The organism is Anatilimnocola floriformis (genome assembly GCF_024256385.1).
In the GTDB taxonomy this organism is placed as follows: domain Bacteria; phylum Planctomycetota; class Planctomycetia; order Pirellulales; family Pirellulaceae; genus Anatilimnocola; species Anatilimnocola floriformis.
This window is the reverse complement of sequence record NZ_JAMLFW010000001.1, coordinates 5,542,069-5,557,958: the sequence shown is the minus strand read 5'-3', so window position 1 is coordinate 5,557,958 and position 15,890 is coordinate 5,542,069. Positions and strand designations below refer to the sequence as shown.

The 15,890-nt window shown below is 59.0% G+C and carries 9 protein-coding genes; 2 read left to right on the top strand and 7 right to left on the bottom strand.

Annotated elements, in window-relative coordinates:
• Positions 1 to 112: 112 nt before the first annotated feature.
• The 6 genes from M9Q49_RS21955 to M9Q49_RS21930 all read right to left on the bottom strand — a co-directional run bounded on the left by M9Q49_RS21955 (position 113) and on the right by M9Q49_RS21930 (position 8,864).
• The gene (locus M9Q49_RS21955) at positions 113 to 1,462 is read right to left on the bottom strand and encodes a DUF1598 domain-containing protein (protein WP_254510979.1); all 1,350 of its coding nucleotides are present in this window, start codon (positions 1,460 to 1,462) and stop codon (positions 113 to 115) included.
• A gap of 232 nt (positions 1,463 to 1,694) precedes the next feature.
• Positions 1,695 to 3,032 (bottom strand): DUF1598 domain-containing protein, encoded by a 1,338-nt coding sequence (locus M9Q49_RS21950; RefSeq protein WP_254510978.1) that lies wholly within the window; start codon positions 3,030 to 3,032, stop codon positions 1,695 to 1,697.
• 181 nt (positions 3,033 to 3,213) lie between these two features.
• Entirely contained in the window at positions 3,214 to 4,635 is a 1,422-nt protein-coding gene (locus M9Q49_RS21945) for a DUF1501 domain-containing protein (protein WP_254510977.1), read from the bottom strand.
• A 116-nt stretch (positions 4,636 to 4,751) separates the two neighbouring features.
• Positions 4,752 to 7,079 (bottom strand): PSD1 and planctomycete cytochrome C domain-containing protein, encoded by a 2,328-nt coding sequence (locus tag M9Q49_RS21940; RefSeq protein WP_254510976.1) that lies wholly within the window; start codon positions 7,077 to 7,079, stop codon positions 4,752 to 4,754.
• A gap of 73 nt (positions 7,080 to 7,152) precedes the next feature.
• Complete coding sequence (locus M9Q49_RS21935) at positions 7,153 to 7,770, bottom strand: hypothetical protein (protein WP_254510975.1); 618 nt, start codon at positions 7,768 to 7,770, stop codon at positions 7,153 to 7,155.
• A complete protein-coding gene (locus M9Q49_RS21930; protein ID WP_254510974.1) occupies positions 7,767 to 8,864 on the bottom strand; it encodes a TOTE conflict system archaeo-eukaryotic primase domain-containing protein in 1,098 nt (365 codons plus the stop codon). Before M9Q49_RS21930 ends, M9Q49_RS21935 begins: the two co-directional genes overlap by 4 nt.
• 166 nt (positions 8,865 to 9,030) lie before the next feature.
• Between M9Q49_RS21930 and M9Q49_RS21925 the strand changes: the two genes are divergently transcribed.
• Together M9Q49_RS21925 and M9Q49_RS21920 are read left to right on the top strand one after the other, a co-directional pair.
• Complete coding sequence (locus M9Q49_RS21925) at positions 9,031 to 9,492, top strand: hypothetical protein (RefSeq protein WP_254510973.1); 462 nt, start codon at positions 9,031 to 9,033, stop codon at positions 9,490 to 9,492.
• A gap of 35 nt (positions 9,493 to 9,527) precedes the next feature.
• Positions 9,528 to 10,733 (top strand): tetratricopeptide repeat protein, encoded by a 1,206-nt coding sequence (locus M9Q49_RS21920; protein WP_254510972.1) that lies wholly within the window; start codon positions 9,528 to 9,530, stop codon positions 10,731 to 10,733.
• Between the two features lie 3 nt (positions 10,734 to 10,736).
• On the opposite strand, the gene M9Q49_RS21915 is transcribed toward M9Q49_RS21920, so the two are convergent.
• A complete protein-coding gene (locus tag M9Q49_RS21915; RefSeq protein WP_254510971.1) occupies positions 10,737 to 15,842 on the bottom strand; it encodes a DUF5724 domain-containing protein in 5,106 nt (1,701 codons plus the stop codon).
• Positions 15,843 to 15,890: the final 48 nt, after the last annotated feature.

The following is a 15,890-nucleotide window of genomic DNA, read 5'->3' as shown; positions in this document are numbered from 1 at the left end:
TTACTGGTTGCTGCTGGGTAATACAACAAAGAAGTAGACGGGGATGCTCTTTCGTTGCAAATAAACGAAAGAGTTCCGGATTACTCAGGCACAGCGCCCACCCCAGTGGCGGCTAGTTCCACCACAGATTTTCGCTGGCGCCGGCGACTTGCTTCGCCTTGCCACGAACTTCACCAACGGCTGGCTGAACCACGGTCTTATCGGCCGCTTCCCAGCTGTTGATCGATACGCCGCCCGAAGCCGTGATCACCCAGTTGGCACCCTTCTTGGTCGCGCTGCTTTGAGTCGCTACTTTCTTCGGCGCGAGCCACTTGTCGAGCGCGATCTTGCTTTGGCTCGAGGTGAGCTGCGGCAGTTCGCACTTGGCCTTGGCGGCAAAGTCTTCTTTCGCGAAGAGGGCGGCGATGACGCACATGTCCATCACGTTACGGAGTTCACCGAAGATCGGTTCCTGCACGGCGAGTTCATCGTACTTCGACGTGAACTGCTCGCTCCACTTCTGAGCGGCTGGGCTGGTCTTGCCGCTGCCGCGCACCGTGCCGGCGGCGTTGTTCACAAATTCGTCTTCGGTTTCGACCTTCACCCCTTGGCCGCGAATTTCCCAAGACAGGCCATCTTCCGATTTGCCCAGCGGTTCGTAATTGCAGGCCATCCACCAGCGAGGCATCATGTTGTCGACGCGGGCCGGAGCCATGTCGATGTAACTGCTGAGGCCCTTAACGGGCGAGGCTTCCAGCTTCATGCCGATCCGCTTCATCTTGTAATCGGCTGCGACCAGCACGCAGGCAAAGTGCGAAGTCTCCGGCGCACCGCTGACCGTCACCTGTTGATCGCCAAAGGCTTTTTCCACGGCGCCGACGATCGCTGGACTGAACGTCTTTTGCGCCGACATCAGCTGTTCGAAACGCTGCCGACCTTCGGCAGTCGGATCGATCGAGCACGAGAGCTGACCTTGCCGAGCGGCTTCGATGGTGCGAAAGGCGACGATGAAATCGTCGAGATTCAAAACGGGCCGGCCCGTGGTCACGCCGACCATGTTGCCCTTGCCGTCGAGCTTCCAACCTTCGCCGGGACCAGCCAGGACGATGTCGTTGCTCTCGGGATAGAGCAGGACGTATTGCAGCCGTTGAATGCCGGCGAGGAAGCGAATTTCTTCGGGCAGGTTGGTGACCGGCGCCCCGCCGTTCATCGCCAGGGCTTCTTCGATGGCGCGGAGCGAAATCTTCCGCAGTTCCACGGGCTTCTTGAGCTTGCCCGAGGGACCTTGCAATTGTTCTTGCAGGAGTTCGTTCACCTGCTTGAGCTGCAGGGGATCGGTCGTGCTAATCGCCCCTTCGGCGCTGATCGATACACCACCGACCTGATTGCCGAAGCCATTGTTATTGCGGTTGCCGGCGAAGGCCGCGCTGACGAAACCCACCGTCCACAAAAACGCCACCAGAACAGAGACACGCCAAGACATGGATAAGGACTCCTCACCAAAGAAACGCCCATGCCGAGCGCTGTGGAAGTAGCCTCCACCTACCCGGCAGTTTTATGGCGACAAAGCCCCTGAAGCCATTTCCTCCAACGTTAATTGTTCGTCGTTTTCAACACAATCAAGAAGCTCGCCAACTACGACAATTTGGCCAGAAATCGGCGAAATCCGGGCGGTCGTACGGCAAAATCGGGCGGAATATTTCGGAATCGTTAGCTTAGTTCCACCACAGCCCTTCGCCAGCCCCGGCGACGGCCTTGGCTTTGTCGCGGGTGACGGCAACCGCCGGCTGCACGACCGACTTGTCCGCGGCTTCCCAGCTGTTGATCGACACGCCGCCGGAGGCAGTAATGACCCAGTTACTCCCCTTTTTCGTCGCGCTCGATTGCGTGGCGACCTTTTTCGGGGCGTTCCACTTATCGAGCGATGTCGAACCCTTGGCCGACGTCAGCTGAGGCAGATCGCATTTCGCTTTCGCGGCGAGATTCTCCTTGGAGAAGAGAGCCGCGATCACGCACATATCCATCAGGTTGCGGAGATCGCCAAACACCGGCTCATGCACCGCGAGCTCATCGTATTTTGCCGTGAACTGGTCGCTCCATTTCTGAGCCGCCGGGCTCGCCTTGCCGCTGCCGCGCACCGTGCCTTCGGCGTTGTTCACAAATTCATCTTCGGTCTGCACCTTCACCCCCTGGCCGCGCAGTTCCCAGGCGAGGCCATCTTCGCTGCGGCCCATCGGTTCGTAATTGCAGGCCATCCACCAGCGCGGCATCATGTTGTCGAGACGGGCCGGGGCCATGTCGATGAAGCTCGACAAACCTTTCACGGGCGATGCTTCCAGCTTCATGCCAATCCGTTTCATCTTGTAGTCGGCAGCTACCAGCACGCAGGCAAAGTGCGAAGTTTCCGGCGCGCCGCTGATGGTGATCTGTTGATCGCCAAAGGCCTTTTCGATGGCGCCGACAATCGCCGGCGTGAACGTCTTTTGTGTTGACATGAGTTGCTCATAGCGTTGCCGCCCTTCCGCCGTCGGATCGATCGAGCAGGAGAGTTGTCCGCGTCGAGCGGCTTCAACCGTGCGAAACGCAATGAGCAAATCTTCGAGGTACAACACCGGTCGGCCCGTCGTCACGCCGACCATGCTTCCCTTGCCGTCGAGCTTCCAGCCTTCGCCGGGACCAGCGAGCACGATGTCGTTGGTTTCGGGATAGAGCAGCACATATTGCAGCCGCTGAATGCCGGCCATGTATTTGATTTCTTCGGGCAACGACGAGATCGGCGCCTGGCCGAGCGTGGAGAGGGTCTCTTCGATCGCCTTGAGCGAAATCTTGCGGAGTTCGACCGGCTTTTTCAGTTTCGCCGAAGGACCCTGCAGCAATTCCTGAAAGACGTCGTTCGTTTCTTTCAGAGCCAGCGGATCGACTTTGCCGATCGCGCCTTCCGCGCTAATCGATACACCACCGACCTGATTGCCGTAACCAAAGTTGCGATTGTTGCCGGCGACCGCCGTACTGACAAAGCTCAACAACAACACCAATACGACGATACGAGACATGCCGTTGCTCCTTCCGCAGGTGCGCGACATCGGCACGGCAATCTGGCTATACGATTGGCCGCGCTCGCGCATAACGCAGGGATTTCTGGCACGATAATCAGATATTTCGCACAGTACAAATTCGATGAAGAAGGTGTAATCTAATGCGACAAATTGGCGTAATTCAGCCAAGATAGGCTTATTAGGCTAACAACTTCGTCAGGATTTCGCCGTGCACATCCGTCAGGCGGAAGTCGCGCCCCTGGAAGCGAAAAGTCAGCTGCTTATGGTCAATTCCTAGTAGATGCAAGATCGTCGCATGAATGTCATGCACGTGCGCCGGATACTCGGCCACACCAAAGCCTAGTTCATCGGTCTGGCCGATCGTCTGGCCCGCTTTCACGCCCCCGCCGGCAAACCACATGGTGAAGGCATCGATGTGGTGGTTGCGGCCGGTCTTCTCGCGGTTCTCGCCCATCGGCGTGCGGCCGAACTCGCCGCCCCAAATCACCAGCGTGTCCTTGAGCAAATCGCGGGCTTTGAGATCCTTGACCAGCGCCGCGCAGGCCTGGTCGGTTTCTTTCACCACCTTGGGAAAATCGTCCTCGAGCGTTTCGCCGGCGCCGCCGTGGCTGTCCCAGTTGGTGTGATAGAGCTGCACAAACCGCGAGCCACGCTCGACGAGTCGGCGGGCCAGCAGGCAGTTGCGGGCAAACGACGGCTTGGCGGGATCGACGCCATACATGTCGAGCGTCCCTTGCGTTTCATCGCTGATATCGATCAGTTCCGGCGCGCTCGATTGCATGCGATAAGCCATTTCATAAGCATTGATTCGCGTCTGAATCTCGTCGTCGCCGGTTTCCTTCAGTCGCAGCGCGTTGAGGCCACGAATTGCATCGAGCGCGGCGCGTTGTTTCTCCTGATCGATTCCCTTGGGATTCGTCAAATTCAAGATCGGTTCGCCCTGACCGCGCAAAGGAACCCCTTGATAAGTGGTCGGCAAGAAACCACTTCCCCAATTCACCGCGCCGCCGCGGGGTCCGCGCGGACCACTCTGCAGCACCAGAAAGCCCGGCAGATTCTGCGATTCGCTGCCAATGCCATACGTCACCCACGAGCCCATCGACGGCCTGCCGAACTGGCCGCTGCCGGTGTTCATAAAGAGCTTGGCCGGCGCGTGGTTGAAGAGCGAAGTCTGGCAAGTTTTCAAAACGCTGATGTCGTCGACAATGCCCGCGGTGTACGGCAGCATGTCGCTGACCCACGTGCCGCACTGGCCATGCTGCTCAAACTTTTTCCGTGTGCCGAGCAGCTTCAAGCCGTTGCTGGTGTTCATGAAGGCAAAGCGTTTGCCTTCCACATAGCTCTGCGGAATCTGCTGGCCGTTCAATTCGACAAGCTTCGGCTTGTGATCCCACAGTTCCAGCTGCGAAGGTCCGCCGGCCATGAAGAGGTAAATGACGTTCTTCGCTTTTGGCGCGTGATGCGGACGAGCCAGCGCCGGCGCTGCCGACGATTGTTCTTGCAACAGCGTTGTCAGCGCGAGCGCGCCGATGCCGAGCGGGCATTGCTGGAAGAAATGCCGACGGGTGATATCGCGGAGCGTATTGGATGGAATGTTCATGGGAAGCACAGATTCCAGGTCCCGTAGCTCGAAGCCATGCTTCGAGAGACGGGACGTTCTTTTGCAAAATGGGCCGGGCTCACTGGTCCGCAGCATGGCTGCGGACTACGTGATCCTTATTCTCTTGTGATGGTCTCATCCAAATTCAATAACACTCGTGCCTGGCTGAGCGTATCCAATTTGCTCAGCAGTTCTTTCTCTTGCATCGTCGGCGGCCGCGAAACACAGCGTTCAAACGCCACAACGAGGCCATCTTTTTGAATCACCTTTTCCAGTGACTGGGCAAATTCAAAATGGGCGGCATCATTGAGCAGCGAGAGCGCTTGCAACGGCGTATTGCTGCGGATGCGGCGCGTACACGTACTAAAACCTTCCGGCGCGTCGAACACGCTGAGCGATGGCGGTGGCGTGGCGCGGAAGACAAAGGTGTAGAGGCCGCGGCGATAACGATCGTCACCCTTGCTCAGCGGCCAAGGACGCTTCACCTGGCCGAGGCCGAGAACGCCCTCGGGAATCGGCGGATAAACGGGTGGGCCGCCTTGTTTCTCGGCGAGCAGACCACTCGCTGCCAGCGAAACATCGCGCACAATCTCGGCATCAAGTCGCAGCCGAGTTTGTCGCCAAAGGAGATAGTTTTTCGGATCGACCACGAGGCCACGGCTCTGCGGCGTGACCGTGCTCGATTGACGATAAGTATCCGACGTGACAATTAACTTGTGGAGCTTCTTCAGGCTCCAGCCGTTGTCGCGAAAGTCGACCGCCAGCCAGTCGAGCAACTCCGGATGCGTCGGCGGCGAACCCATCGTGCCAAAGTCGTTCTCGGTTTCGACCAGTCCGCGGCCGAAGTACTGCTGCCAGACGCGATTCACAATCACCCGCGCGGTGAGCGGATTCTCAGCGGTCACCAGCCAGTTGGCGAGTTGCAACCGGTTCGGCCGCTTCTCGGTTTTCAGCGGTGGCAGCACGGCGGGAACACCTTCGGTCACTTCCGCATCAGGCCGAGTGAAATCTCCCTTGAGAAAGATCGTCGTTTTCCTCGGTTGCTTCATCTCTTCCATGACCATCGTCGTCACGCCACCCTTTTGCAGCGCGACGAGTTCGAGATACCGCTCGTTGATGGCTCGATAATCCTGATCGGCAGCGCCCGGACCGACTTGAAACAGCGCCCGCGTGTGTTCGAAAGATCGCTTTTTCTTCTCGATCGCAATGGCCTTCGTCGCTTCGGGCGTGAAGAGCGAGCGCGACATCGGGCCAAGCTCTTCTTCCCACTTCGCATAATCGTCGGCGTACTTTTTGAAGTACGCTTTCAGCTTTTGTTCGAGTTCCTTGATCTCGGCATCGACTTCCTTAGGATCGACATCGCCGTCAATCACTCGCAGCGTCGGTTCGCTTTGATTGTTGAAGAACGCAAAGAGCTGGTAATACTCCTTGTGCGAAATCGGATCGAACTTGTGGTCGTGGCACTGCGCGCAAGCGATCGTCAAGCCGAGCCAAACCGTGCCCGTCGTGCCAACGCGATCGATCACGCTCTCGATGCGGAACTGCTCGGGATCGATGCCACCTTCCTGATTGATCTGTGTGTTGCGATGAAAACCGGTCGCTATCTTCTGCGGCTCGGTCGCATCGGCCAGCAGATCGCCGGCGAGTTGCTCGACGGTGAATTGATCGAAAGGCAAGTCGCGGTTGAGAGCACTGACGACCCAGTCGCGATACTTCCAGATCTGCCGCGGCGCGTCGATGCTATAGCCATTGCTATCGGCGTAGCGGGCCTGGTCGAGCCACCAGCGACCCCACCGTTCGCCGTAGTGAGGCGATTCCAAAACTTGGTCGACCGCCCGCTCCCAGGCCTGCGGACTGTCATCGGCAACGAAGGCCGCGACCTGCGCCGGCGTGGGCGGCAGGCCGAGCAGATCGAGATACAAACGGCGAATCAGGGTGTGCTTGGCGGCCGGTGAAGAGAGTTCGAGTTTGTCTTGCTTCAATCGCGCGACAACGAACGCATCAATCGGATGCTTCACGCCGACGTCTGGCAGCGGCGCTTTCTTGGGCGCGATGAAAGCCCAGTGGCGATCGTCGCTTGGTTGTTCATCGGCAGGCGCTTTGGCTCCTTCGTCGATCCACCGCTTCAGCAGCGCGACCTGGGCCGCATCTAGCGGCGGCCGTTTGTACGGCATCTTCGGCACGTAGTCGTGCTTGCCCTCGATTGTCTGAATGAAAATGCTTTCAGCACTTTTGCCGGGCACGATCGAAGGCCCACTCACGCCACCGGCAATCGCCGCCGCGGCGGTGTCGAGCTTGAGATCGCTTTTCTGCGTCAGTTTGCCGTGACACTTGACGCAGGCAGCTTGGATGACCGGCTTGATATCGCGCAAATAATCAACGGGCTCCGCGGCTGACAGCGAAACGGCAAACAGCGGTAGCAAGCAAAGCGGCGAGAATTTCATGGCGAGCGCAAGCTGGCGGGAGGGAGAGGACCGACTCTTATCTTAGCGGTCTGCCGGGGAATTCACCAGAAAATCACGCGTCGTCTTTCGTAGTTCTCTGCGCGAGAAAGATTGCCAAAGTGGTGCCAGTGACAATCCCATACGCTCCGCCAAAGAGCAGCGAGCGAACCACGGGACTTGGCACCATGAACTCTGAAGCCAGGACGGTGGCCACACCAGAAACCATTCCTAGTCCGCTGCTGACCGTCCAAAAGAAATGCCGCCAATTGCTGCCGCCGACCGCGGCATATTGCACCACGCCCAGCACGATGCCGAACGAAAGGGAGGCGGCAAGCAGGCTGAAGGTGATGGTTTCCCAAAAATTGAGATATGGGCCAATTAGGGAAGACATAAAGCCCCCGCTCAAATAGGCGAAAAACGCACCTGCAAAACCTCCGCCCAGCGAAGCCAAAGCCCACCTTTTCGCCCGCACGCCCGCTGATTGCAGAATCAATTGTTGCCCGTAACCAAGCCCGCCGAAAACGGCCAGGACCGACGCCCAGAGGAAGACGATCGCCAACAGCTGAGGATTAGGGCACAGCCAATCCAAAAGTAGGACCCAATTGACGAGCGTTGTAGCGCCTGCCGTACTCGCCACGACCCAATGGAGCCAGATCGATTTCAAACGGTGACGTCGCAGGTTCGCCGTCATTTACGGAACTCATGAATCTCGGCAATCGCCGCTTGCCAGTCGCCGCGAAACGGCACGGCGCGATCGTCAACATAAACGGCAGCCGGCGGCTTGAAGCGGCAGACTTCGTCGACCTCGATCTTATGCTTCACCAGCCAAGCCGTAACCGCAGCCACGCCGGCGTCGGTTGCACAACGGGCCGAATGCACCACCACGCGAAACCGCTTGCGCAGCTGAGCGATCGATTCGCGTGTGCCGTGAATCGGCGGATCGGGAATGATCTCGGCGCCACACCAACCCGAGCGATACGAGTGAATCACGCCGTCGAAATCGAGACAAACCGTTCGTCGTGCCCGCACCAAGCCGATCTTCTCGGCCGCTTCGGCAGCAAGTGGTTGCGTGCGGAGAATTCGGTCGATGGCATCGTGCCCTTCGAGCCAAAGATTATCCCCCTCGGCCCACGGTTCATCGTTGAAGACCCGCGTATAGTGCTCTCGCGTGTGGTGCCGGCCAACCAAGCGCAGCCAACCGCCGTAATGATCCCACGTCGGGGTGTTGGGGAAAATCTCGGGCTCCTGATCGAGGCCGCGAAGTTCAAAATCAGCGACCAGCTGTTTGCCGAAGCGATTGACGCTCTTTGTTTCCAGCGGCTCGGCAAAAATCGTCAACAGATGAAAGCCGCCCTTGCCGTTGCTATCGAACAGCAACGGATCGCAGCCCAACTCGACGAGTTGCTTGTGCCAACCTCGCGCGGCGACGAAATTTTGCTGCGGGCTCGCCGACAGGTCGTCTTCGTCGTGCAAGTCGATGTCGATCGCCAGCCAGCGCGAAGTCAGATCTGCGCTCATGCTATGCAAGCCGAGCACGCCGCCGACGTCGCGTGTTTTGAAGTGCTTCTTCAGCGACTCAGCGTTGAGAAAAACCTTGCCCCGCTCTTCGCGAAACGGCGCCGTGATGGCAGTGTTCGCCAGGCCGAACTCCGTCTTCCGCTGCTTTTTCGATAGGTAGCGGCCCCAGACGTCGGTGCGATTCACCAGGTGCAACATCGACCAATCGGCCAGGTCTGCGGCCCGCTGCCGCCATTCGTCGCCAATCCGGTCGAAGTATTCAGACATCCGATTCCTAGCCTGCGATTTCCCTACAGCCCGCACAACGCAACGCCCGCCACGAAATTGTCTTGCCAGATAATCGATGCTAGCATTGCTGGCAGCGGCGAACAGCCACTATTTTTAAGTAGAGCTTGATTGTAGTTCAGGTCGCCGCACGCCCGCGAGAAACCTCATGAACCAACCTCATTTCAATCCGCGTGCTCGTGGGGAAGGCCGCTGCAAGTTTGCCGGCTGCCTCGAATACGTTCTGGAGGATGAGGACTTTGCCCCGCACGGCCGCAACCTGGAGCTGCGGGTGCATTACTCCTGGAACGACTACGATCCGACTGACGATCCTCATGCTCCCTGGGGGCCAACGATCGAAGCCGTCGACATTGTTGCTGTGAATCACTTCGATGCCGCGGGCAACGAAATCCCCGCCGATGGATTGGAAGTGAGCAAGGAAATGGCTTGGGAGCTCGTCGAAGCCGATGCCGAGCGCGTGCTGGAAGCCTGCCGCGAGGATGGCTATCGCACCGGCGCGGGAGAATCGCCCGAGTGGTACTACCCGGCCAAGCAGGCCTCGTCCCGCATCGCGCCGCGACTGTCGCGCAGCATTCCCACTCGGCAAGCCAATCGCCAACAGTTCGGTTAGTCCACTCGGCGAATCATCGCGAGTACGATGGTCGCATGGATGACCTTGCGCACCTCAACGCCGAAGCTTTAAAAGACCGCCGCGTCTGCGTTGCCGGCCGATTGGCTTCGATGACGCATGCTGAGCTCGGTCAACTTGTCACGGCTTGCGGCGGCGAATTCCTGCACCATCCGCGGCGAACCGGTTTCCTGCTCGTCATGGGCGATGCTGCCCGACGTCGTAATTCCGAAGAGCCAGAGCACACACCTTCGCTGGGCCAAACCGTCACGCGTGCCCGCCGACTGCAAGCCTACGGCTATCCCGTTGAATTCATCAGCGAAGAAGATTTTCTCGATCGGATGGGCCTCGGCAATTCTGCCAACGCAATCCGCGGCCCTCACACGCTCAGCGATCTCAGCCGCATTCTGGAAATCCCGACGGTGCAACTCCGCCGCTGGTTGCGGGCCGGTTTGCTGCGGCCGGTGGCAACGCAGTATTCCATTCCTTATTTCGATTACCACCAGGTTTCGTTCATCAAGCACCTGAAGGACCTGCTCGAAGGTGGCGCGTCGCTCGCTGCCATTCGTCGTGGCGTGGAACGAACGCAAGATCTGCTGCCGCATCGGTCAGCTCTCTTCGAGCAATGGGCCAACATCGAACACGACGGCCGAGTGTTGCTGCGTTTGCGCGATCAGCTCGTCGATCAAACCGGCCAGCAGTATTTTGATTTCGAAAATCACTCGGACGAAGAAGCAACGCTCTACGCCAGATCGATCGAAAGCAATTTTCACGATCTGTGCGATCAGGCCCTCGTGCTCGAAGAGGAAAACCGCTGGGACGAAGCCCGGCAAACGTACGAGCGGGCACTCGAACTGCAGCCGGAGCATCCGACGCTGCACTTCGATCTGGGCAACGTCCTCTTTCAACTGGGCCGCCAGGTTGCCGCGCGAACTTCCTTCGAGCGGGCCACGCAGCTCGATCCCAACTTCGCCATGGCGTGGCACAACCTCGGTAGCATCGCGGCCCATCGTGGCGATTGGAACGTTGCCGAAGCAGCCCTTCGCCGCGCACTGCAACTCGTCGCCACCCACGCCGATTCACATCACACGCTGGCCGAGGTTCTCCGCCAGCAAGGTCGCGACAACGAAGCCGAAGAGCACGAACAGGCGTTTCGTGCCCATAGCAAGGCCGAGATTCTGCTCTCGCGGCCGAAAAATCATCTCCGCGTCTTCAGCGACGAATCGCCGAGCGACGAGACGTAACGATTACGCCCGCAGTTGCTCCAGGATCGCCGGATCGAGAATCTCTTTGTCCTTGGCGAGGAGCAGCGTCTTGCTGATCACTTCGGCAGTCTTCGGATCATCATCGGCGAAGGGCAGAAACAGTCGGCCGCGGTGCTGAGCATGCACGGGAACCAGGCAAACCGAGCCGCCCGGCATGCGATGCACCACCGCGCTTCCCAAGTGAACGGTGTAGTCGCTCAAGTGACCCTTGATGACCGCATGCGACTTGTTGAGCTTCACGTTCTTGATGCCAAGCAACTCGCACGTTTCGTTCAAGAGCGCGGTCCGCATCTCCACCGTCGAAGCCGAGGCTTCGGGATCGACGCCGCCACGATGGGCAACGCTCACCACCAGGTCGATGTCACGCATCACTTCGCTGAAGATCCGTGGCGGCACTTTCGTCAGTTCGAGCGGCTTGTATCCCTTGCCGAAGAACTGCACGGTGTCGAGCGTCAGCCCTTCCACTTCCAAGGGCGTGGTCACACCGTAGTTGAAGTTGACCATCGCGGTTATCTCTTCGCCATGGAAAACTTTGAACACGCCTTCGTCGACCTTCCAGCCGCGCGAACCCCACAGCGCGTAGGCTTGCTTGGGATTCACCTGCTGACCGGCGTATCGCTGCGACTTCGTCTTATCTGACTTCTCCGGACTGGTGACGACATACAACTCACGAAATATCTGCTTGAAGGGTTGCAGCCGTTCGGCTTGAAAACACTCCTTCTGCCATTGGTCCCACTCCTTCGAGGCCAGCAGATCGTGCGTGTGCGCGACGCGGAACTTTTCGTTCTTCTTCACGGGTTCGAGCGAACCATCGTGACTGCGGAGCGCTTTCCCCTGCTTGTCGGCATAGCCCATGATCCCTTCGCCGATCAGCACGAGGCGTTCGAGCATCGGTTTGAGCAACGCGTGACGCGCGATCTGGCCTAGCTCGGTGCCCGTGAACTCGTCGCCGCGGAGCATGGCCGCTTCGAGCGAACCACGCACGCGCGAAGCCTGCCGTTTGAGTTCCTTGTTGCGATCGGCGAGCGCGGCAAAGTCCTTATCGTCCTTGTGCGTCTTCGGCAGGGACTTCATGACCTTGCCTTCCTTCTCGATGCTGACTTGCGGCTGCGCGCGGTCGTCGAGCGACAGGGTCATCGTCAGCCCCTTCTTCGACAGCACGATCGGCCCCTTCAGCAAGTCCTGCGTCGCTTCGGCTTCCATGGCCCATTCGAGTCTCAGCGGATCGGGAAAGCCTGCGAGCTGCGCGAGATTCTGCAGGCCGATCTGCGCGGCGAGTTCCGCATCGGGGCGCGAGAGCGAACTCAGCCCCTTCGCATACTTTTTGTACTCCTGCAGCACTTGATAGCGATCTTGCAGATCAGCATCACGCTTGGCGCCATCCGCCAGCGGCAACAAGCCGAGCAAGCGCACTTGTTCTTTCAACTTGCGGTCGCGAATCGAGGTAATCAGTTCTGTTTTCTTGACATTGCCAAGGAGCACGTCGGCGATGAACTGCGCCCGCTTCGACTGCGCCGAAGAAGCCGCGAATCGCGAAGCCTCGGCAATCGCTTCCCACTTTTTGCGGCCCAGCTGTTCAAAAGTGCGATGAAACCAGGCGACATCAACAACGCCGTTGTTGCGATCCTCGTCGCTGAGCGGCGTGCGCTCGAGAACCAAGCGCTCCCACGCCGATAGCTTGCGGGGCTTGGCTTCTCCGCTCGGCGAATCATCGCCATCGTCGTCGTCCGACGATTCACTTTCCTCGGCCGTGTCGTCTTCCACGCCCGCCGCGAGGGCCGCTTCCTCGCCACCCGATACGAACCGCATATGCGCGAGGAACCAGTACAAGCCCTCGTCGAGCCCCTCCCAGCCGTAGTAGTCCTTCACGAGTTGTGTCCACTGCGGCGCGAGAAACGCCAGTTGCAAGACTTTCTCTTCGCCGAAAGCTCCCTCTTTGATGGCTGCTTTCAGTAGGCGATTGAAGACTTCACTCGTATCGGCTGCGGTGGGATAGCAAGCCTTGACGAGCGAAGTCAGGCTCTCGGCTTTTCCGCCGCTGCTCCGCCACGAGTAGCGTTCCTGCTTGAAACGTTCCTTACCCAGCGTGGTCAGGATTCGCACTAGAGTGGCCACGCCGTAGAGTGAACCCAACGACGCCGCTGGCTCGGTGGCAGGCGTGGGCAAATCGCCGCGGGCCAGCTCGATGTCGAGCACGCGAGCCCGAATACGATCCATGCCCTCGGTCACTTCCGGATGTGCTTTGAAAAACTTCGCCAGCTCTGCGCTGGGTCGCGGCGCGGTCATCGATTCCAGGCAATCAAACCGGCTGTTGTCGGGACCAATCAGTTGATCCATCAGATCGGCCAGGTTGGCAGTACCGGCCGAATAAGCCGCGAGGAGCTCCGTCAGTCCTGGGCGTTTGCGCGCGGCGCCTTCGACTGGCTCGTCGAGCCAATGCAGCAGTTGCCATTGTCGAGCGCGTGGAGCTGCGGGCAATTCTCGGTCGCGCCCCGCCGGCAAGAGCAGACGTGTCGGACTATCGAGCCATTCGTCGTGCAGATCTGCTTCACGCCAGTCGGCCTCATCGTCGTCGTAGTCGTGATCACGACCACCGCGCTTCTTTCTCAGTTCTACGAGGAACTTGTGGTCATTCGGCGGAATCAGGGCAAAGAAGGTTTCGCACAGATCCTGACTCAGCGTGAGGTTCTTGGCCCCTTGCGAAGTTTCGGCTTGCAGACGGACAAACCAATCGAGCAAATCGTCGACGACGCTTTCGTACTTGATCTTGGGAAAGGCCGCGCTGCCGACGACGAACTGTTGCAGTTCTTTCCGTTTCTTCAACCATTCCTTGCTGTCATCCCAGCGCCAGCCGTCGCGCATTTTCAACGTGTACCGCGCCCGAAAGAGTTCACCGCCGTCGTCGTCGCGGAGTGCAGCCGGCCGGTTCTTTTCCCAGTCGAGCCAGATCTGTTTGAGCGGGAGTTTTTCCAATTGGTCTTTTGCCGACTTATCCCACGTGGGCGTGGGAAAGCCATAACGAATGCCGCCCAGCGGCTCTTCGTTCACCTCGTCTCGCCAATTCTTGGTCTGAATCGGTTCGGCGCGATGCTTGTGAACGAGCTCGTCGAGACTCGCCAGCAGCTTCATCGCGGCAGTGGTGACGGCGGCAACCTTGTGCTTTTGAGGCTGTTTGCGAGGCGAGCGCTCGGCGGGGTTGAACAACCCCAAGCCGTTGTCGAGCGTTACTTTTTCTTCGCCCGAGGCGAGAATCACCTTCAGCTGAGTTTCTTCGTCCTTGCTGAGCTTCTTCTGGCTCGTTTGAAACTCGCGAGCAATGACGAGGCACTCCTTGCGCCCGCGATCGGCCTCGGCGAGCTCCTTGAGGAGTTCCAAGCCGGAGAGTCGTTGACTGGCGTTCTTCGAACTCGCGAGCCGCCGCGAACTGGCGAGGGCGGGCGCATCTTTTTGCGAGAGCAGCAATCGCACCGCCCCTTGGCGCAAATCGCTGGCGCTGCGACTGAGAAATCCTTCGACCCGCTCCGCTTCGGCCGGCGTGAGCGGCTTTTTCGCAAAGGCTTCGATCGCAGAGCAGCGAACGTCTTTCGACGAATCGCCGATCAACCCGACCAGGCTCTCGCGCGTTTCGTTGTCCCACTTGTCTTGTTCGGATAAAAAGCGACAAGCTCGCCAGCGAGTCTGAGCATCGAACTCCTGCAAGTAAGGGAGCAACTTGGAAGGAGGCAAATCGGCCAGGCAGTTGATCATGCTGGCCGCGACTTCGCTCCGATCGGTCTCGCGAGCCGTCCAGGGAAAGACGAGAGCCTTGAGCTTGATCGACTTGGTCGGCAAACGTTGGAAGAGTCGCTCGAGCGCGGCGAACGTGACAGCGGCCGTTTTCGAATTGCCGGTCGGTTCTTCGTCGCCAAATTCATCGCGGCGCCCGATTCCCTGGAGTGCTTGCAGCGCCACCTGCAGTTCCGGGTCATCGAGCAGCTTGAGCAGTTGCGGCTGAGCTTCGTCAATGCTCGCCTGCTTCAGATGATAAGCAGCCACCAGACGATGCCCCGCTTCTCGATGCTGGGCAATTTTTTCTGCGGCTTTGATCGAAGGAGTAACATCGTCAAAGGCCATGGCCCACAGCCCATAGAAGACTTGCTCGGCCGACTTCGATTGCAGGGCTTCGTCGCGGGCCTTTTTGCTGTCGAGTAATTGCAGCGCGATCTCGCAGGTGTTGTTGATCGTCGTCACACTCGCCGGGTCCCACTGCAGACCGAACCAGACATCGACCGCGCGGGCGACGGCGGAAAATCGCGCCAGCTTTTGATCGACGATGATCCGCAGCATCCGCCGGAACGCCGTGGGATGAGCTTCGTCGACCGCTTCGAGCACGACCTGCCGCAAGCCTTCTTGTCGCTGCGCTGCGAGCAACAATTTCTCCATCAGCTGCCAGCCATCCTCGCGGGCGGCTCCGAGCAGACCGTGGGTCACGTGCCGGCCCATGATGCCGATTTCGTGTTCGTTGGTCGCCGATTGATACAAAATGTCGTACACGGCCTGGCCCGTTTTGCCGCCGCCATCGATGACCGCGGCCAGCAGTCGGCCGATCTCGCCGCCGCCATAGCTCGAATGATGCGGCGTCCAGGCCGCATACCACTCGGGTGTTTGAATCTGCGGCTGATAATCGGTCGTTGTGTGAATCAAATCTTGCAACCAGCTGAACCGCATGTCGCGCGAAGCGGCTGGGTTACTCGGCGCGCGAAAGGACCGCCGCGTACCAGAGTCGTGCGATTGATAGGGCGTGGTCTTTAGATGCTCAAAGGTCAATTCCACGGCTGGCCCGAGCGCGCCATACAGCGTCTTGAACAGCTTCGCTCGATCCCCTTTGCTCAGGTTCTCGAGGGCCTCCTTCTGTTCCCTCTGGATGCGGCTCTTTTCGGCCCAACGATTCATTTCGTAGGGCTTACCCTTTTCATCTTGTTGAAGAATCGCCATGCCGATGCTGCGGATCTTGGCAGGCTCCTTCTTCATGGCGGCGATGACCTTGGCATGGCCATCTTCGATTTTCCACTTTTCGAGTTGATTCTGAGCGGCTTCGGGCTTGAGCATGATGTTTGCGCAGGGGTAGAGAGGAAGTGACAGGATGGAAACCACGGA